Origin of the sequence: Rhizobium oryzicola, from assembly GCF_030504645.1 — a bacterium.
Taxonomy (GTDB): domain Bacteria; phylum Pseudomonadota; class Alphaproteobacteria; order Rhizobiales; family Rhizobiaceae; genus Neorhizobium; species Neorhizobium oryzicola.
This window is the reverse complement of sequence record NZ_JAUKWQ010000013.1, coordinates 57,689-77,740: the sequence shown is the minus strand read 5'-3', so window position 1 is coordinate 77,740 and position 20,052 is coordinate 57,689. Positions and strand designations below refer to the sequence as shown.

11 protein-coding genes and 1 riboswitch are annotated in these 20,052 nt (G+C 61.1%); of the genes, 8 read left to right on the top strand and 3 right to left on the bottom strand.

Translation table 11 applies throughout. The features are described 5' to 3' along the window. Positions 1-12 precede the first annotated feature (12 nt). A riboswitch (cobalamin riboswitch) is annotated at positions 13-234 on the bottom strand. A 110-nt stretch (positions 235-344) separates the two neighbouring features. Both cobO and Q2T52_RS24185 read left to right on the top strand, forming a co-directional pair. Next, positions 345-959 (top strand): cob(I)yrinic acid a,c-diamide adenosyltransferase, encoded by a 615-nt coding sequence (cobO, locus tag Q2T52_RS24190; protein WP_302079487.1) that lies wholly within the window; start codon positions 345-347, stop codon positions 957-959. Then, positions 959-2,428, top strand: coding sequence for a cobyric acid synthase (locus Q2T52_RS24185; RefSeq protein ID WP_302079486.1), 1,470 nt, complete (start codon positions 959-961; stop codon positions 2,426-2,428). Before cobO ends, Q2T52_RS24185 begins: the two co-directional genes overlap by 1 nt. On the opposite strand, the gene cbiB is transcribed toward Q2T52_RS24185, so the two are convergent. After that, positions 2,412-3,383 carry an adenosylcobinamide-phosphate synthase CbiB gene (gene cbiB, locus Q2T52_RS24180; RefSeq protein WP_302079485.1) on the bottom strand — a complete coding sequence of 324 codons (972 nt, stop codon included), beginning with the start codon at positions 3,381-3,383 and terminating at the stop codon, positions 2,412-2,414. The genes Q2T52_RS24185 and cbiB overlap by 17 nt on opposite strands. Here cbiB and cobD point away from each other — a divergent pair. The 4 genes from cobD (at position 3,382) to Q2T52_RS24160 (ending at position 8,352) form a co-directional block, all read left to right on the top strand. Next, the gene (gene cobD / locus Q2T52_RS24175; RefSeq protein ID WP_302079484.1) at positions 3,382-4,416 is read left to right on the top strand and encodes a threonine-phosphate decarboxylase CobD; all 1,035 of its coding nucleotides are present in this window, start codon (positions 3,382-3,384) and stop codon (positions 4,414-4,416) included. The genes cbiB and cobD overlap by 2 nt on opposite strands. A gap of 91 nt (positions 4,417-4,507) precedes the next feature. Further along, positions 4,508-5,941, top strand: coding sequence for a M20 family metallopeptidase (locus tag Q2T52_RS24170; protein ID WP_302079483.1), 1,434 nt, complete (start codon positions 4,508-4,510; stop codon positions 5,939-5,941). Between the two features lie 54 nt (positions 5,942-5,995). Next, positions 5,996-7,456 carry a cardiolipin synthase gene (gene cls / locus Q2T52_RS24165; protein WP_302079482.1) on the top strand — a complete coding sequence of 487 codons (1,461 nt, stop codon included), beginning with the start codon at positions 5,996-5,998 and terminating at the stop codon, positions 7,454-7,456. 74 nt (positions 7,457-7,530) lie between these two features. After that, positions 7,531-8,352, top strand: a complete 822-nt coding sequence (locus tag Q2T52_RS24160; RefSeq protein ID WP_302079481.1) for an endonuclease/exonuclease/phosphatase family protein — start codon at positions 7,531-7,533, stop codon at positions 8,350-8,352. 1 nt (position 8,353) lies between these two features. On the opposite strand, the gene Q2T52_RS24155 is transcribed toward Q2T52_RS24160, so the two are convergent. Then, positions 8,354-9,478, bottom strand: coding sequence for an NAD(P)/FAD-dependent oxidoreductase (locus Q2T52_RS24155; RefSeq protein ID WP_302079480.1), 1,125 nt, complete (start codon positions 9,476-9,478; stop codon positions 8,354-8,356). A 161-nt stretch (positions 9,479-9,639) separates the two neighbouring features. On the opposite strand from Q2T52_RS24155, the gene Q2T52_RS24150 reads away from it, so the two are divergent. Next, positions 9,640-9,792 carry a hypothetical protein gene (locus Q2T52_RS24150; protein WP_302079479.1) on the top strand — a complete coding sequence of 51 codons (153 nt, stop codon included), beginning with the start codon at positions 9,640-9,642 and terminating at the stop codon, positions 9,790-9,792. A gap of 21 nt (positions 9,793-9,813) precedes the next feature. On the opposite strand, the gene Q2T52_RS24145 is transcribed toward Q2T52_RS24150, so the two are convergent. Then, positions 9,814-10,977, bottom strand: coding sequence for a M20 aminoacylase family protein (locus tag Q2T52_RS24145; RefSeq protein WP_302079478.1), 1,164 nt, complete (start codon positions 10,975-10,977; stop codon positions 9,814-9,816). 487 nt (positions 10,978-11,464) lie between these two features. Here Q2T52_RS24145 and Q2T52_RS24140 point away from each other — a divergent pair, with 487 nt between their 5' ends. Beyond that, entirely contained in the window at positions 11,465-19,948 is an 8,484-nt protein-coding gene (locus Q2T52_RS24140; RefSeq protein WP_302079477.1) for a glycoside hydrolase family 94 protein, read from the top strand. Positions 19,949-20,052 lie beyond the last annotated feature (104 nt).

Sequence of the window (20,052 nt, the reverse complement as noted above, 5' to 3'; positions counted from 1 at the left end):
ACCCCGCCCGGCGGATTTCATGCATAAACGGCAGGTCTCCTGGCTCGCGACCATCGTGCCTGCGCCGCCTTCCCGAAGTTACCTTCAGTGGCATTGTGCGCCGGACGTTCCGCCTTGATTAGGCAGAGGCCGCTTACAGTTGCGGGGGCAGCCGTGGTTTAGGCGAAATTCCGCACCACGTTCCCTCTTAGCTTTCCCCGTTGCCGGGAAAAGACCGTTAACAATGGTTCACTATGCCCTTGTGCAACTTCCTGTCAATGGTGATCACCGCAGGGGGGCGATTGTCGCACGGATCGTTTTGACTATAGTCCGCCGCTCCATGGAAAGCACGCAAGGAGAGGCCGGTGAAGGAGATCGACGAGAGCGAAGCGGAACGTCATCGCCGCAAGATGGCCAATCGCAAGGCGGTGCAGGATGCGGAAGTTGCCTCCAAGACGATCGAAAAGGGTCTGCTGATCGTCAATACCGGCCCGGGCAAGGGCAAGTCCACGGCGGCCTTCGGGCTGGCTTTGCGCATGCTGGGGCACGGGCGAAAGGTCGCAGTGGTTCAGTTCATCAAGGGTGCCTGGGATACGGGTGAGCGCGTGGCGCTGGAGGCCTTCGGTGATCGCGTGATCTGGCACACCATGGGCGAGGGCTTCACCTGGGACACGCAGGATCTGAAGCGCGATGTCGCGGCCGCCGAACGCGCCTGGGAAAAGGCGTTGGAAATGATGGCGCTGCCGGATGTGGGCCTGCTGATCCTCGATGAGCTAAACATCGCGCTGCGCTATGATTACCTCAATCTCGACACCGTCATTGCTGATCTCGCTACTCGCCGGCCGGACCTGCATGTGATCGTCACGGGCCGCAACGCCAAGGCGCCGTTGATCGAAGCCGCTGACATGGTGACGGAGATGACGCTCGTGAAACACCACTTCAAGGCGGGCGTGAAGGCGCAGGCCGGGATCGAATTCTGATGGCAAAACCGCCCGCCAAGGCATTGATGTTTCAGGGCACGGGGTCGGATGTCGGCAAGTCGCTGGTGGTTGCCGGTCTGGCCCGTGCGTTTACGCTTCGCGGGTTGAAGGTGTTGCCGTTCAAGCCGCAGAACATGTCCAACAATGCGGCCGTGACGGCCGATGGCGGGGAGATTGGTCGTGCGCAAGCGCTACAGGCGCGTGCCGCAAAGGTGCCGTTGTCCGTCCACATGAACCCGGTTCTCTTGAAGCCGCAAAGCGAGGTGGGTGCGCAGATCGTCGTGCAGGGCAAGGTGCGCGGCAATGCCAAGGCCGCCGAATACCAGCAGATCAAGGCCGGACTTATGTCATCCGTGCTGCAAAGCTTCGAACACCTGAAGCTCCAAGCCGATCTGGTTCTGGTGGAAGGGGCTGGCAGCGCATCGGAAGTGAACCTGCGTCGCAACGACATTGCCAATATGGGTTTTGCCCGTGCCGCCGATGTGCCTGTCGTGCTGATCGGCGACATCGACCGGGGCGGCGTGATTGCCAGTCTTGCCGGCACGAAGACAGTGCTCGACCCCGAAGATGCGGCGATGATCCGCGGCTTCATTGTCAACCGCTTCCGGGGTGATCCGACCTTGTTCGATGAAGGCATTCGGATGATCGAAGGGTTTACCGGCTGGAGCCCGATTGGCCTTTTGCCGCATTTTCCCGATGCTTCGCGCCTTCCAGCGGAAGATGCGCTCGCGTTAAACTCGAAGCCGGCGTCGAAAGCCGATGCGAAGATCAGGATCGCGGTGCCAATCCTGCCGCACGTCTCCAATTTCGATGACCTGGACCCGCTGGATGCCGAGCCGGACGTGGAACTGATCCGTGTCAGGCCGGGCGGCGTGTTGCCTGCCGATGCCGATCTCGTTCTGCTGCTGGGTTCCAAGGCGACGATTTCCGATCTGCAGACGCTGAAAGCTGCAGGCTTCGATATCGATATTGCCGCGCATGTTCGGCGGGGCAAGCCTGTGCTGGGCCTTTGCGGCGGCTATCAGATGCTGGGGAAAAGCGTCGCCGATCCTGACGGTATCGAGGGGCCTGCCGGTGCTGTCGAGCCTGGGCTTGGTCTTCTGGATGTCGAAACGCGGCTCACGGGTGACAAGCGATTGGTGGCCGTTGAGGGCACAACGGCAGATGGAATTTCTTTCGCCGGCTATGAAATGCATGTGGGCGAGACGGTGGGCAAGGATTGTACTCGCGCCTTTGCGCTGATTGAGGGGCGGCCAGAAGGAGCCGTGTCTAAATCCGGCCTTGTCAGCGGTACTTACGCCCATGGCCTATTCGCCGATGATGCGCAGCGTTCCAGCTGGCTTAAGCGGCTTGGTGGAGAGGCGTCACGGCTGGATTACGAGCAGGGCGTGGAAGAGGTTCTGGACCAGCTGGCCGCCCATATGGAGCGGCACCTCGATTTGGACCTCCTCCTCACCCTAGCCCTATAATGCTGATGGCGATGATGCCGAACAGGATAATCAAAAGCTGATCCGCGACACGAGCAAGCGCAAGTGCCTGGCGAATGTCTGCAGCCGTTGCCTCGCGCCGTCCGCCCTTGCCCATCATATGGTCGTCTACCAGTTCGCCGCCGTAGATTCGCGGTCCGGCAAGTGCCAGGCCCAAGGCGCCCGCCATGGCCGCTTCCGGCCAGCCAGCATTAGGTGATTTGTGCTTCGACGCGTCGCGGCGCACCGCTTCCCATGCCTTGGCGGCTGAGGCGCCGGGCGTCATCCAGGCGGCGGCAGCAAACAGCAGTGCGGTGAGACGAGACGCTGGCAGGTTGATGAGATCATCGAATCGGGCCGCCGCCCAGCCATAGGCGCCGTATCGCGCATTCTTGTGGCCGATCATGCTGTCGGCGGTATTGGTCGCTTTGTAAAGCGCTGCTCCGGGTAGACCGAGAAGCCCCATCCAGATCGCCGGCGCGGTAATGCCATCGGAAAAGTTTTCAGCCAGGCTTTCGATCGCCGCGCGGCTCACACCTGCCTCATCCAACTGGTCCGGATCACGCCCGACGATCATGGAAACTGCCTTTCGACCAGCTTCCAGGCCACCGGTTTCCAGCGCTTCTGCAACTGCCCGCACGTGGTCTTCGAGGCTCTTCTGCGCAAGCAGGCTGGAGGATGCCACCGCCAGCAGAATGAGGCCGATGGGCAGGTAGAGCAGGCCGCTTTCCAAAAGGAGGGCAACTGAGAGGACGACCCAGAGGAGGAAGACAAATGCCGCGATGCCTCTCAGCCGTCGCTTGTCGAACGTCAGGTCCAGGTTGTTGAACCGTTTCTCCAGCCAGCCGATCAGCTTGCCGATCCAGATGACGGGATGTCCAATGCGCGCGACCAGCCATTGCGGATAGCCAAAGACGCGTTCAATAAGCAAAGCGAGAAAAGCGAGCGTGAATGCCATGGGCCCAAATTCGGAAAATCAAACCGTTTCCCCGATCGATCATGGGGGCAATCTGGCTGAGGCTGAGCGGCTATTTCCGCAAGCACCAAAACCCTGGATCGATCTGTCAACGGGTATCAATCCGCATTGCTATCCCTATTCCACTCTTCCGGCCACCGCTTTTTCTCGCCTGCCGGAATGCGATGACCTTGATCGGCTGAAACTGCTTGCGGCGGAGACCTATGCCGCGCCGTCACCCCGGCATGTCGCGGCGGCGGCGGGTACCCAGATTCTCATGCCACTGCTGATCCAGGCAGTGTTCGGGTCGAGGCCCGGTCATGATCTCAAGGCGGTTATCCTGTCGCCCACCTATGCGGAACATGCGCATATGGCCCGATTGGCCGGGTTTCAGGTGCACGAGACAACGGATCTCGCCGACCTCGAAACGGCCGACCTTGCCATCATCGTCAACCCCAATAACCCGACAGGTCGCCTGATTAATCGCGAAGAGATCCTGACGCTGGCGCGGCATCTGGCAGAAAGACAAGGCCTTCTGGTGGTGGACGAGGCCTTCATGGATGTGGCTGTATCAGGTCCTTCAGTGGCCGATGCCGTGCATGAAGGGCTCGCTGTCTTCAGGTCCTTCGGCAAGTTCTACGGCCTTGCGGGGGTTCGTCTCGGCTTTGCCGTCGCCATACCTGCCATGGCCGATTATCTCGCTCAGCGCCTTGGCCCCTGGCCCGTTCCCGGCGCGACCCTTGCCATTGCCAGAGAGGCGCTTGCCGATCGCGCCTGGCAGGCGGCGATGCGGCATCAATTAGCGGACGAGGCGGCGCGCCTGGATGACCTTCTGCGGGAAGTTGGCTTCGAGATCGAAGGGGGCACGAGCCTGTTTCGCTTCGTCCGGCACGAGCGCGCCAGTGAGGTTTTCGATCGTCTGGCGCGAGCAGGGATCTGGGTTCGCCGCTTCCCGCATCTTCCGCATCATCTGCGTATCGGTCTGCCTGCCGCCACGGATTGGAATCGTCTGCAAGGCGCGCTGCTTAAACTTTAAGCGTCAAGCATTTTTGCAAGAACGGTTGGCATTTCGCTCTCTGCTGGGATAGGGTCCGTCCAGTTCTTTGTCTGGCAGTCAGGTGATCCGCATGAGCACGAGCAGCAATCTTCCCCGCATTTTCGACGCGGTTGATCGAAAGAGGGAGGTGTTCATCGAGCTTGCCAACCGGGTCTGGGAGACGCCGGAAACCTGCTACATGGAAACGGCTTCTGCTGCCGCGCATCGTGAGATGCTGGAGGCGCAGGGCTTTCGCATTACCGAAAATGTTGCCGGCATTCCGACAGCCCTGATCGGTGAGGCGGGCGAGGGTGGGCCGGTCATCGCCTTCCTCGGAGAATATGATGCTCTGGCCGGTCTCAGCCAGAAGGCCGGTGCCGTCGAGCATGATCCGATCACTGCCGGCGCCAATGGCCATGGCTGCGGCCATAATCTTCTGGGCTCCGCCTCACTTCTGGCAGCTACGGCCTTGAAGGACTGGCTGGAAGCGACAGGGGCTGCCGGTCGGGTGCGTTACTATGGCTGCCCGGCGGAAGAGGGAGGTGCTGCAAAGGCTTTCATGGTCCGGGCAGGGGCCTTCGAGGATGTTGATATCGCCATCAGCTGGCACCCCAGCAATTTTGCTGGCGTGCAGCGGGAAACCTCGCTTGCCAATTGCCGCATCGATTTCACCTTCGCCGGTCGTGCCTCGCATGCATCGGCAAGCCCGGAGCTGGGCCGTAGCGCTCTCGATGCCGTCGAGCTGATGAATGTCGGTGTGAATTATCTGCGCGAACATATGCAGCAGGATTGCCGCATCCATTACGCGGTTTTGGACACCGGCGGCATTTCACCGAATGTCGTGCAGGCCTATGCCAAGGTTCGCTACGTGGTACGCGCGCCCGAACTTTCCGGCCTGCTGTCGCTGATCGAGCGGGTCAAGAAGGTGGCGCAGGGTGCGGCCCTGATGACCGAGACCACCATGCAGAGCACCATTCTCGCAGGCGTCTCCAACATGATCGTCAACACGCCGCTGATGGATGCGATGCAGGATATCTGGGAGAGTATCGGCACGCCTGAATTCGATGAGAAGGACAAGGCGTTCGCAGCCTCGATCCGCGCCACGCTGACGAAGGAAGACATCGCCTCCAGCTGGGCACAGGAGCGGCTGGAGATGCGGGACGATCTTCCGCTGGCCGATTTCATTCTCCCGGCGCATAACGAACTGCGCCAGATGGGCGGCTCCACCGATGTCGCGGATGTCAGTTGGGTGGTGCCGACGGTGCAGGCCTATGGCCCGACGCTCGCGATCGGTACGCAGTTGCACACCTGGCAGGTGGTCGCCCAGGGCAAGAGCCCGCTGGCGCACAAGGGCATGATCACGACGGCGAAGGTGATGGCAGCCACCGGCCTTGCCGTTCTGGAAAGCGAACAGTTGCGGGAAGCGGCCAAGGCCGATCTCAAGCGTCGCCTGCGTGGGCAGGTCTATACCAGCCCCATCCCGCCGGAAGCAGAGCCGCCGATCGCGGCCATGACGAGCCGATAAAGCTGGTCACTCTCGCCAATTGCGTTTCCATGGCCGGGGCCTATATCTTCGGTCATGTTCCAGCTTCTCTCTGCCTATTGGCCGCATATCTTCTTTGTCCTGTCGATCGTCATGGGCGCGACGGCTGCCATTCATGTGGCCATGACGAAGGAGGAGGTGCGGTCTGCCGTTGGCTGGGTCGGCATCATCATCCTGTCGCCCATCATCGGGGCGGTGCTCTATCTCCTGGCGGGCGTCAACCGCATTCGTCGCACGGCCCTTGGTACGCAGCGTTCGCGCCTGCGCGGGACGATGCTGGAGCACCTGGAGGCCTATGATGCAACGGATCAGTTGATCCTGTCCTTCTTTGGCCGCCGCTTCTGCTCCATGAAGACGCTGGGCGATCGCGTCACCCGCCACCATCTGACCACCGGCAATACGATTGACATACTGGACGGCGGCGATGCTGCCTACAGCGCCATGCTTGAGGCGATCGGCAAGGCACGCCGCAGCCTCATACTGGAAACCTATATCTTCGATCGCGACCGGATCGGCCGCCGCTTCGTCGACGCGCTCTCAGCGGCGGTTGCCAGGGGTGTCGAAGTTCGCGTGCTGATCGATGCGGTCGGCGCTCGCTATTCGGTGCCAAGTGTTCTCGGCATGCTACGGGATGGTGGGATTACCGTCGATGTCTTTAACGGCAATGTCATCATGGGCCTGCGCCTGCCCTATGCGAACCTTCGCACCCACCGCAAGATCATGGTGGTGGATGGCGAGATCGCCTTTACTGGCGGCATGAATATCCGCGAAGCCTTTTCTGAGGAAATCACCGGCAGGGATTATGCGATCGATACCCATTTTCGGGTGACCGGCCCTGTTGTGGCTGATCTCTTTGCAATCACCATGGAAGATTGGCAGTTTGCCAGCGGCGAGATCCTCGAAGGTCCAGCCTGGCATGTGACGCTGCCCACCTCCGAACCCGGGCAACCCGTGCTGATGCGTGCCGTCGGATCCGGTCCGGACCGTAGCGTCGAGACAAACCATAAGATGCTGATGGGGGCTTTCTCCGTCGCCCGAAGTTCTATTCGGATCGTATCGCCTTACTTCCTGCCGGACCGCGAATTGATCAGCGCTTTGGCAACGGCGGCGCGGCGCGGCGTCGAGGTCGATATCATCGTGCCTGAGTCCAACAATCTGACACTTGTCGATCGCGCCATGACCGCGCAGTTCGACCAGATCCTCAAAGGCGATTGCCGGATCTGGCGTGCGTCCGGCCCGTTCAATCACTCAAAGCTGATGGTGATCGATGGCCGCTGGGCCTATGTCGGCTCATCCAACATCGATCCTCGCTCCCTTCGGTTGAATTTCGAAGTGGATCTGGAGGTGCTGGACAGCGCCTTTGCCGAGACGCTGGAGGCCCGTATCGAAAAATCGCTGGGTGCCGCAGAGCGGGTGACACTGCATGACCTTCGCGCTCGGCCCTTCCTCGTACGGCTTTTCGAGCGCGTGTTATGGCTTGGCTCACCTTATCTTTGAGCGGCAACTGGAATCGAAGCCTTGGTCCGCTATAGTTCAATCCATGTATGAAAATCGCCACTGCTTCGTGATTGATGTCTGAAAAACCGAAAACCCTGCCTGCCAGCATCATCGCTTCCATCCGCAACAGGCGTCTGCGTGGTGTCCTGTCAGGTGAGGGCCAAAGCCCTGATGTGCCGGGGCTGCTGGTGGCGAGCTACAACGTTCACAAATGCGTCGGCGTGGATGGCAAGTTCGATCCAGGCCGTATCAGCCAGGTCATTCGCGAAATCGGGCCGGATCTGATTGCGCTCCAGGAGGCGGATACGCGCTTTGGCGAGCGTCGCGGCCTTCTCGATTTGTCCTGGATCGAGCGGGAAACGGGTCTGACGCCGGTGCCTGTGGCCGGTGTTGCCAAGGCTCATGGCTGGCATGGCAATGTGCTCTTCTTTCGCGAAGGGGCCGTTCGGCATGTCCATCAGGTCAAGCTTCCCGGCCTCGAACCGCGCGGCGCTCTGATGGCGGAATTGGAGATGAAGGATGGTGCGCTGCTCCGAGTCATCGCCGCGCATCTCGGGCTCTTGAACCGTTCCCGCCAGCAGCAAGCGCGCATGCTGATCGACCTCTTGCGCCAGCGGGACGAGCAGCCGACACTTCTGATGGGTGATCTCAATGAATGGCGCCTGGGAGATCGCTCCTCGCTCAATTCTCTGGCCAGCGTTTTCCGTTCCATGCCGGAGGCCGTGCCGAGTTTTCCTTCACGGCTGCCTGTACTGGCGCTGGACAGGATCATGGCGAACCGCTCTGGCCTCATCGACAAGGTGAATGTGCATGATAGCGCTTTATCGCGGATCGCTTCCGATCACCTGCCCATCAAGGCTTATCTTCGGCTGGAGATGAATACGGAAGGCGTATAGTTCACGCCACCGCCCTTGTCTTTTCCGGTACCAGCCGATCTCGAATCGACGCGGCGATCGCAAGCGATGCTGTCAGCCCCGGGCTCTCTATGCCAAAGAGATTGATGAGTCCCGGCAGCCCGTGAACGTCGGGCCCGTCTATGCGAAAATCCGCCCCGGGGTCGTCGGGACCGCAGATCTTCGGGCGAATGCCGCTATAGCCCGGTATGAGTGAATTGGCTGGAAGCCCGGGCCAATAGCGCCGGATGACATCGCCAAAGCCTGCAACCCGCTTGGGGTTCACGGCGTAGTCGATGTTCTCCACCCATTCCACATCGGGACCGAAGCGTGCTTGGCCGCCGAGATCGAGCGTCAGATGGACGCCGAGGCCATGCGCATGCGGTGCCGGATAAATCAGATGGCTGAAGGGCGCGCGCCCGGCCAGCATGAAGTAATTGCCCTTGGCGTAACGTGTCTGCGGGATTACATCCTCCCTCAGCCCCTCGATTTTCCGTGCCACGTCCGATCCATGCAATCCGGCCGCATTGACGAGAAGGGTACAGGTCAATACCAGCGGCTCCTTGCCGCCGATCTCGATCTGGAAGCCTGCAGCCAACGGCGCTGCCGATTGAAAAGGCGCGCGCAGAGCCAAGGTTGCGCCGGCGTCTTCCGCTTCTCCCTGCAGCGCCAGCATGTATGCATGGCTGTCGATAATGCCAGTTGACGGAGAGATGAGAGCCGCCTCGCAGTTCAGCATCGGCTCCAAATGGCGCGCCTCTGCGCCGCTCAGCATGCGCAGATCATCACAGCCGTTTGCTTCGCCCCGCTTTTGCAGCGCTTCCAGAAGGGGGATTTCGTCATAGCGTGTGGCGACGATCAGCTTGCCGCAACGCCGGTGCTCCACGCCGCGGCTCTCGCAGTAATCGTAGAGCATCCTGCGACCTTCCAGGCAGAGCCTGGCTTTCAGGCTGCCGGTCGGATAATAGAGTCCCGCATGGATCACCTCGCTGTTACGAGAAGATGTGCCCGTCCCGATGGCGGACGCCGATTCCAGAATCAGCACGGAAAGTCCTGCTTGCGCCAGTGCACGCCCCGTAGCCAGGCCAACAACGCCTGCACCAATCACCACAGCATCAAAGTCCGGCATCATCACTCCCGCCAGATGCAAGCAACGAATCAGCGGAGTCTTATACCGATTGGCTTGCCGCGAAAGGATTTTCTACAGGGTGCCGTTGGATTGGAATTCAATCTCTATCGCATCGGTCGTCTTAACGGATAGTGTGTGAGCCTCACAGTGGAGGCACTCAGATGGCACATGTTCAGCAGAGCGAGTTTTCGGTGAATTCCGGTCGCAAGGCTGTTTCGTTGTCCAGCCGTCTGGAAACGGTTCTCCACGCGACCTTGATCGGCGCCGCATTCATCTTCGTTGCGGCGCTCGTTTGCGGTGTCTTCCCGGCTTGATCCGTAATTTTAGCCAGCCCTTCAGGCTGGCTTGAGATAGCGTTCTGCGATTTCCACCCACATGGCGACGCCGATTGGCAGTGCATCGTCGTTGAAGTCGAAGCGGGGATGGTGCAGCGGCGGGTCGCGATCGGTCTTGGCGGTTCCTAGAAGGAAGTAAGTGCCCGGCACTTCGCTCAGCATATAGGCAAAGTCCTCGCTGCCCATGGAAGCGCGGGCTAAGTCGAATACCTTGTCTTCACCCACCACACTCTTGGCCACGTCGCGCACGAAATCCGTTTCGGCGGTATGGTTGATCGTCGGCTCGTAGCCGCGTTCATACTCGATCGTCACGCTCATTCCATAGCTGGCAGCCTGGCCTTCGGCGATCTGCCGGATCCGCGTTTCCAGGAGGTCGCGCACGTTCGGATCAAAGGAACGGATGGTCAGGTCCATCTCCGCACGCTCGGGGATGACATTGCTCGCCTTGCCCGCGTTGAACGCGCCGATGGTGACAACAGCCTGGTCGAGCGGATGAATGTTGCGGGAGACGACGGTTTGCAGAGCCATGATGATGCTGGCGCCCGCCACGATTGGGTCGGCGGTGTCCTGGGGTTCAGCGCCATGGCCGCCGCGACCATTGACAATCAGGCGGCACTCGTCCACCGCCGCCATGATCGGCCCTTCCTTCACGGCGATCTTGCCAAAGGGAATGCCGGGATCGTTATGCAGGGCAAAGACGGCATCGCAGGGGAAACGCTTGAACAATCCGTCTTCGAGCATCAGCTTGGCGCCGCCAAAATTCTCTTCCGCCGGCTGGAAGATCAGATGCACGGTGCCATCGAAATTGCGCCGCTCGGCAAGCGCCTTTGCGGCTCCAAGCAACATGGCCGTGTGTCCGTCATGCCCGCAGGCATGCATCAGGCCCTCGTTGAGGCTCGCATACTCGGCCCCTGTTTCCTCGTGAATTGGAAGGGCGTCGATATCGGCGCGGATACCAATGGCACGCCCGGAGGTGCCATTCTTCAGGCTCGCCACGAGGCCCGTCCGGCCCAGCCCGCGCGTCACCTCATAGCCCATAGATATCAGTTGTTCGGCAACGAAATCCGACGTCTTGAACTCCGAAAGCCCCAGTTCCGGGTGCTGGTGCAGATACCGCCGCGTCGCAATCAGTTCGGGCATATCGTTGGAAAACGGGATCGTCATCGGCTTCTACCTCGCGGTCATCAGGCTGTTGCGCCGTCATAGCAGCGTCGTCTTGGCCACGTAACCCTTCATCGGCATCGATCTGCTTACTCTTCGATTGAAGTGTCGATCTCCCCGGTCATTGGTGGTAGAGGTTCCGATGGGATGGAGGCTTGCTGCGGTATGGGAGTGCCGTTGCAAAAGCGGGTTCGTGCCACCTGCATCATTCTTCCTTGGCGAAACAGGGATGGATCGCATTATTCTATATTCCAACCGGCTGAATATGTTCAGGTTTCATTCAGACCTGACGGGCTAGAGGCGAGCGGTAGTAGTTTTGGAGAAGCATGTGAACAGGTTTCGTCTGTCTGCCGTCCATCTCCGGCGCCCTTGGGGGCAGCGGCGATTGAATTGTCCAGCTTCCCGCCTCGTCGAGCCTCGTCGGCTTTAGCCTACCCCATATTCGTCCGTCTCGACCCCGCCAGTTCCTTAGAATCCAGAAGTCAACGCCATGTCCTTTCACACACCGCCTGCTGCGACCACTCGTGAAACCGAAGGCAAGCAGATCGACCACAACGAGGCGATCCGAGCGACCTACTTCAACGCCGAGGCCCTGAAGACCTGCGGCGAGACTCTGGCGCGCGATGGCGCCCAGACGTTGCCGGGCTTCATGCCTTTCGACTTTCATGAGCGGCACAAGGAAAACGAACGGGAAATCCTGCGCGTTTACCGCACGACCGCCAAGGATGTAGAAGCGGGTGCGACCATTACCCCGGCCGCGGAATGGTTGCTCGACAACCATTACATCGTTGAAGAGGCGATCCAGGAAGTCCGCCGTGACTTTCCGAAAAAGTTCTATCGCCAGCTGCCGACCATGCGGGTGGGAAGCGTCGAAATTCCGCGTGTTCTGGCGCTCGCCTGGCTTTATGTCTCCCATACCCACAGCACGGTGAACCGCGAAAACCTGACGGCGATGACGGAAGGTTTCCAGGTGCATCAATCGCTGGAAATCGGCGAGCTCTGGGCGCTGCCGTCCTTCCTACGCTTCGTCCTGATCGAAAATCTGCGCCGCATCTCCATTCGCGTGGAAAAATCCCGCCGCATGCGCCAGCAGGCCAATGATGCGGCCGATACGATCATCAAGCTGAACGACGAGGCGGCCAGCGCCGAGCTTCTGAAGAAGATCGAGCCGCTGACGGACGACAATACCTTCTCGACGCAGTTCCTCTATCGCCTGCGCAATGCCTCGCAGTCGCCGAGCTTCGCCATCCAGTGGCTGGAAGCGCGCCTGGCAGCCGCCGGCACCGACACTGAAGAAGTGATGATGGCGGAACAGAACCGCCTCTCCTCCGGCAATGTCACGATGGGCAACATCATCAAGAGCCTTCGTGAGATTGACGATACCGAGTGGAGCGTCTGGTTCGAGGATGTCTGCCTTGTCGACCAGGTTCTGCGCGAGCAGAGCGATTACAACGACCTGGATTTCGGCTCGCGTAACTCCTACCGCAACCGCATCGAAAAGATCGCGCGCTACTGCGGCAAGAGCGAAATCGACGTGGCGCGTGCCGCAATCGCACTGGCATCGGAAGCCGCCAATGCGCCGGAGCCGGACCCGCACAAGGCCAATGTGGGCGCTTTCCTGACCGGCATGTACCGCGAGGATCTGGAAAAGCGTGTCGGATATACGCCGACCGTGGCGCAGAAGATTCTCCGCACCATCCAGTCGCTGAACTGGTTCTCGGTCGCAGCACCCGTGCTGTTCCTCACCTTCCTGGCGCTTGCCATCGTCGGCTACTTCCTTGGCCATGCGGGCATGTCCTGGCCGGTCATCCTGCTGTTCCTGCTGATGTTCTCGCTGCCGGCGTCGGAAGGTGCGACAGGCCTGTTCAACACGCTCGTCACCTATATCGTGAAGCCATCGCGCCTCGTCGGCTACGAGTTCAAGAACGGTATTCCTGAGGAAGCACGCACGCTGGTCGTGGTGCCCTGCCTCATCACCAATCGCGATACGGTGGATGAACTCGTCCGCAACCTCGAAGTCCATTACCTCGCCAATCCGCGCGGCGAAGTCTATTACGCGCTCTTGAGCGACTGGCGCGACAGCAATGTCGAGCAGACCGCTGCGGACCTGGAGGTGCTGGAATATGCCCGCCGCGAAGTGGCGCTGCTGTCTTCCCGCTATGCCTATGAAGGCAAGACTCGCTTCTTCCTCCTGCATCGCCGCCGCCTGTTCAATCCGGCAGAAGGCGTGTGGATGGGTTGGGAGCGCAAGCGCGGCAAGCTGCATGAGTTGAACCTGCTGCTGCGTGGCGACAAGGACACCACCTATATGCAGGGCGCCAATGTGGTGCCTGAAAACGTGAAATATGTCATGACGCTGGATGCCGACACGCGCCTGATGCGTGATGCGGTGACCAAGCTCGTCGGCAAGCTGCACCATCCAATCAACCGTCCGGTGCATGATCCCGCAACGGGCCGTGTTGTCCAGGGGTATGGCCTGTTGCAGCCGCGCGTGACGCCGTCGCTGACGACGGGTAAGGACGCCTCGGTGTTCCAGCGCGTCTATTCCATGAACCGCGGCATCGACCCTTACGTCTTCACCGTCTCCGACGTCTACCAGGACCTGACGGGCGAAGGCACCTTCACGGGTAAGGGCCTTTATGATGTTGACGCCTTCGAGACCGCTCTGCGCGGTCGCATCGAAGAAAATGCCGTCCTCAGCCACGACCTTCTGGAAGGTTCGTTCGCCCGCTGCGCACTCGTAACGGACGTCGAACTGGTTGAAGACTTCCCCACCCGCTACGAGGTGGAAGTGTCGCGTCAGCATCGCTGGGCGCGTGGCGACTGGCAGTTGCTTCCCTATATCCTCGACCCGATGCGTGGTGTGACGGCGCTTGGCCGCTGGAAGATGGTAGACAATCTTCGTCGTTCGCTGACCCCGATCGCCTGGTTCTTCGCCTCCGTTCTCGGCTGGTACTTCATGTCGCCGCTCGGCGCGCTGATCTGGCAGATCCTCTTGATCTTCTCGCTCTTCGTTGCGCCTACACTGTCGCTGATCACGGGCCTTTTGCCGCGCTCGACGGATATCGTGCCGCGCGCGCACTTCTATTCCGTCTGGTCGGATGTGCGGGCCGCAAATGCCCAGGTCGCTCTTCGTATCGTCTTCATTGCCGACTCGGCCTTCATGATGATCGATGCGATCGTGCGCTCGCTCTATCGCCTGTTCGTCAGCCGCAAACTGATGCTCGAATGGCGCACCGCCGCCAGCATCCAGTCCTCCGCGCAGGGCAAGCCGCAGGATTATTACCGCTCCATGTGGCACGCGCCTGTGGCGGCCCTGCTCGGCCTGATCTTTTCAGCCCTGCCGGCGGATAACGCCTTCCTGATCGGTATTCCCTTCGTCTTCCTCTGGGTCGTCTCGCCCTTTATTGCCTGGTATGTCAGCCAGTCGGCGGAAACCGAGGACACGTTGTTCGTGCCGGAGCCAGTGTCGGTCGAGCTGCGCAAGATTGCGCGCCGTACCTGGCGCTATTACGAAGCCTTCGTCACGGAAGACCAGCATTACCTGCCGCCTGATAACTTCCAGGAGCGGCCTGACCCGATCGTTGCCAAGCGGACCTCGCCTACCAATATCGGCGTCTATCTCCTCTCCACGATTTCGGGTCGCCATTTCGGCTGGCTGAGCTTCCAGGAAACACTGGAGCGTCTCGAAAACACCGTCTCCACCATGGAGAAGATGGAGAAGTTCCGCGGTCACCTCTACAACTGGTACCATACGGACAGCCTGCAGACGCTTGGCCAGCGTTATGTCTCGACGGTCGATAGCGGCAACCTTGCCGGCCATCTTATTGCCGTCTCCTCGGCCTGCCGCGAATGGGCGGAAGCGCCGTCTGCGCATCTTCAGGCCAATCTTGATGGTATCGGCGACGTTGCCGGCATTCTCTCGGAAGTGCTGAAAGAACTGCCTGACGATCGCAAGACGGTTCGTCCGCTGCGCCGCCGCCTGGAAGAGCGCATCATCGGCTTCGGCAATGCGCTTGCTGCCGTCAAGCGCGAGCATGAGTTCGCGTCCATCCGCATCATCAACCTGTCGGTCCTCGCACGCGACATCCAGCAGTTGGCAGCCAACCTCGACCACGAGGTCAGCTCTGCCCAGAGCACGGAAGTCACGCGCTGGTCGGAATCGCTGGTTGCGGCCTGCGAAGCCCATATCGCCGACAGCACCTTCGACATGACGAACATCGAGCCGCTGCGCCAGCGCCTCACGCAACTGCGTGACCGCGCCCGCAATCTGGCCTTCTCGATGGACTTCACCTTCCTCTACCGGAAGGACCGTCGCCTGCTCTCCATCGGCTATCGCGTTGAGAGCAACGACCTTGACGAAGCCTGCTATGACCTTCTGGCGTCCGAATGCCGCCTGACCAGCCTGTTTGCGATTGCCAAGGGCGATCTGCCGACGGAACACTGGTATCGCCTTGGCCGCCAGGTCGTGCCGATCGGCGCACGCGGCGCCCTGATCTCCTGGTCGGGCTCCATGTTCGAATATCTGATGCCGCCGCTCGTCATGCAGGAGCGTCAGGGTGGCATCCTGAACCAGACGAACAATCTGATCGTCGAAGAACAGATGAACCACGGTCGCCGACTGAATATCCCCTGGGGGATTTCGGAAGCTGCCTTCAATGCGCGCGACCATAACTACAACTATCAGTACACGAACTTCGGTGTACCGACGCTTGGCCTCAAGCGTGGCCTCGGCCAGAACGCCGTCATCGCGCCTTATGCGTCGATCCTCGCCAGCCAGTACAACCCGCTGGCAGCGCTGGAAAACCTGAAGAAGCTGCGCGCCGTCGGTGCGCTCGGCAAGTATGGTTTCCACGATGCGGTCGATTACACGCCGACCCGCGTGCCGGAAGGCAAGCGTTGCGCCGTGGTCTACAACTACTATGCCCACCACCATGGCATGTCGATTGCGGCCATCGCCAACGTCGTCAACAACGGCAAGCTGCGCGAACTCTTCCATGCCGATCCTGTCGTGGAAGCCGCCGAACTGCTGCTGCAGGAAAAAGCGCCGCGCGAAGTGCCTGTTATGGGCTCGAAGTACGAGCCGGAAACGCCCGGCAAGGGCCAGGCCGACCTGCTGCGCCCGGAAATCCGCACCATTCAGGATCCGGCAAGCCGCGATCGCGAAATGGTGTTCCTCTCCAACGGTCACTATTCCACCATGCTGACCGCTACCGGTACAGGCTATTCCCGCTGGAACGGCCTCGCCGTCACCCGCTGGAAGCCCGATCCGGTCGAGGACCGCTGGGGCAACTTCCTGTTCCTGCGCGACACGGCCACCGGACAGTGGTGGTCCACCACCGCGGAACCGCGCCGTATCGAAGGCGAAAAGACCAAGGCCGTGTTCGGCGACGAGAAGGCGGAATTCGTCAAGACTGTTGGCACGCTCACCAGCACCGTCGAGTGCATAGTGGCGACCGAACATGATGCGGAAGGCCGTCGCCTGACGCTGCTCAACACGGGCACGGAAGATCGCTTCATCGAAGTGACCTCCTACCTCGAACCGGTGCTGGCGAACGAGGATGACGATAACGCGCATCCGGTCTTCTCGCGCATGTTCATCCGCACCGAAATCGGCCGCCGCGGTGACGTGATCCGCGCCTGGCGCAACAAGCGCAGCCCGAGCGAGCCGGCGGTCCATGTGGCGCATCTGGCAGCCGACAATGCCGGCTCCGCCCGTCCGACCGAATTCGAGACGGATCGCCGTCGCTTCCTCGGCCGTGGCCGCACGCTGGCCGAAGCCGCCGCGTTCGATCCGGATGCAACGCTGTCCGGTACGGACGGCTTCACGCTTGACCCGATCCTGTCGCTGCGCCGCGTCGTTCGCGTGCCTGCTGGTAAGAAGGTCAGCGTAATCTTCTGGACGATTGCCGCGCCCAGCCGCGAAGAACTGGATGTCGCGATCGAACGCTACCGTCACCCGGATGCCTTCGGCTCGGAACTCACGCAGGCCTGGACCCGCGTGCAGGTGCAGATGCGCCATATCGGCATCAGCTCTCAGCAGGCGGCTGCCTTCCAGCATCTCGGCCGCTACCTTGTCTATCCCGACATGTATCTGCGCGCCGATGCGGCAACGGTCGTCTCCGGCCTTGCTTCGCAGCGCGAACTCTGGGGCCTTTCCATCTCGGGGGATCTCCCGATCTTCACGCTGCGCGTGAATGACGAGATGGATATGGAAGTGGTCAAGGAAGCCTTGTCCGCCCAGGAATACCTGCGCTCGCGCGGCGTGATGATCGATCTGGCGATCGTCAACGAAAAGGCTGCCTCCTACGCACAGGACATGCAGCATGCGATCGACCATCTGAGCGAGAACATTCGTCGTCTCGGCCAGACGGAAGGCCGCCAGCAGGTCTTCGCGCTGCGTCGCGACCTGATGGACGAGCATGTCTGGGCGGCGCTGATCGCCGCGTCCCGCGTGGTCCTGCATGCCCATAACGGCAAGATCGAAGATCAGGTCAATCGCGCCGTTTCGCTCTTCTCGTCGCCGCGCGGCGTCGAGATCGAGACCGATCGCCGTCCGCTGCTCACGCAGGATGATTTCGGCAAGGTCGTCGGCGAAGAGGGCGGCAAGGATCTGCAGTTCTGGAACGGTTTCGGCGGCTTCTCGGAAGCTGGCGAAGAATATGTCGTGCGTCTGCAGGGTGGCGGTGCGACACCGCATCCGTGGATCAACGTCATCTCCAACGAGAACTTCGGCTTCCACATCTCGGCAGAAGGTGCCGGCTTCACCTGGAGCCAGAACTCCCGCGATTACCAGCTGACGCCATGGTCCAATGATCCGGTCATCAACCGTCCGGGCGAAGCCTTCTACGTGACGGATCTGGAAAGCGGCGTGGTCTCCACCCCGTTCGCGGCCCTGTCGCGCCGTCCATCGGTTGCCTTCGAAGCCCGTCACGGCCTCGGCTACTCCACCTTTACCTCGGAAGACGAGGGGCTGACGCTGTCGCTGACGCAGACGGTGGATCGCAACCGCCCGGTCAAGCTGTCCCGCATGACCCTGCGCAACACCGGCAGCGCGCCGCGCAAGCTGCGTGTCTATGGTTATGTGGAATGGATGCTCGGCAACAACCCGCAGCGCACGCTGCCCTTCATCCTGGGCAGCCGTGACGAGGCAAGCGGTGCCTTGTTTGCGACCAACCCCTACAGCATCGACTACCGCCGCACGGCCTTCTTCGGCACGGATGTGACACCGACAGGCTTCACCACCAGCCGCCGGGAATTCATCGGCCGGTTCGGTACGGTTGCCGCACCGACGGCTGTCGTGGGCGGCTCTCCGCTCAACGGCTCGGTGGAGCCGGATGGCGCTCCCTGCTCGGCGCTTGCCTATGACATCGAGCTGGCAGCCGGTGAGGAAAAGGTCGTGACCTTCTTCCTCGGCGATTGCGCCACGCGCGAAGAGGCAGCCGCTCTGGTGGCTGAAATCAAGGCGGAACCCTTCGACAAGGCGCTTCGTACGACGCGTGGCTTCTGGCAGGACTTCACCGGCCGCCTGAAGATTTCGACGCCGGACAAGTCGCTTGATCTGATGGTGAACAGCTGGCTGCCCTATCAGGCGCTCGGTTGCCGCATCATGTCGCGTACCGCCTTCTACCAGTCCTCGGGTGCCTATGGCTTCCGCGACCAGTTGCAGGACACGTTGGCCTTCCTCATCCACGAACCGTCGCTGGCGCGTCGTCAGATCGTCAATGCCGCCAGCCGCCAGTTTAGGGAAGGTGACGTGCAGCATTGGTGGTTGCCGGGCACGGGTGCGGGCGTTCGCTCCTCCATCTCGGATGATGTGGTCTGGCTTGCCTATGCGGCAAACCAGTACATCCAGGCGACGGGCGATGCGGCCGTGCTGAACGAGGAACTGCCGTTCCTGCAGGGCACGATGCTGACACCTGGCCAGCATGATGCCTTCTTCAAGCCGGAAGTGTCAGCTGAAAGCGGCACGCTTTACGAACATGCGGCCCGCGCGCTGGATCTGGCTATCTCGCGCACCGGCTCCAACGGTCTGCCGCTCATTCTGGGCGGTGACTGGAACGACGGCATGAACCGCGTCGGCATCGGCGGTCGCGGCACCAGCGTCTGGCTCGGCTGGTTCCTGGCGGCGGCGCTGCGCAAGTTCCTGCCTTACGCACAGGAACGCGGCGATCAGGCGCGTATCGACCGTTGGACGGCGCATCTCGGCTCGCTCAAGCATGCGCTGGAAACGGCCGGCTGGGACGGCACCTATTATCGTCGCGGTTACTTCGACGATGGCGGTCCGCTCGGCGCGAACGGCAACCTGGAATGCGCGATCGATTCGCTCGGCCAGTCCTGGAGCGTTCTGTCCGGCGAAGGTGATCCGGAGCGTCAGCAGCAGGCCATGAATGCGGTGATGGAAAAGCTGGTGGACGAAGAGGCGGGCATCATCCGCCTGTTCACTCCGGCCTTTGCCAACACGCCGAAGGACCCGGGCTATATCAAGGCCTATCCGCCGGGCATTCGCGAAAACGGCGGCCAGTATACCCATGCGGCCATCTGGGTCGTGCTGGCGCTGGCAGAGCTCAATCGTGGTGACGATGCCTGGAAGGCCTTCCAGCTGTTGAACCCGATCAACCACGCGCTGGATCAGGCCAAGGCCGAACACTACCGCGTCGAGCCTTATGTCGTGTCCGCCGATATCTACGGTGTTGGCGAGCATACCGGTCGTGGTGGCTGGTCCTGGTATACGGGTTCGGCTGGCTGGCTCTATCGCGCGGCGGTGGAAGGCATTCTCGGCATTCGTCGCGAAGGCAATCGCCTCTTCGTGAAGCCCGTTCTGCCGACCGACTGGACCGGCTTCACCGCCGACCTGCAGCTGGATGGCAAGACGCACCATATCGTGGTGGAGAAGGCCGCGGGCTCCAGCGAGACGTCGGTCACCATCGACGGTCAGCCGGTTGCCAAGGATGAGGGCCACCTCATCGCCTGAGGCTCCTGACGAGATGAACCAGGGCCCGCGCAGACTTCAGGGTTTGCGCGGGCCTTTTGCTATTCATGCCCATTGAGAGCAGGCATTTGCGCACTGCCCACTTC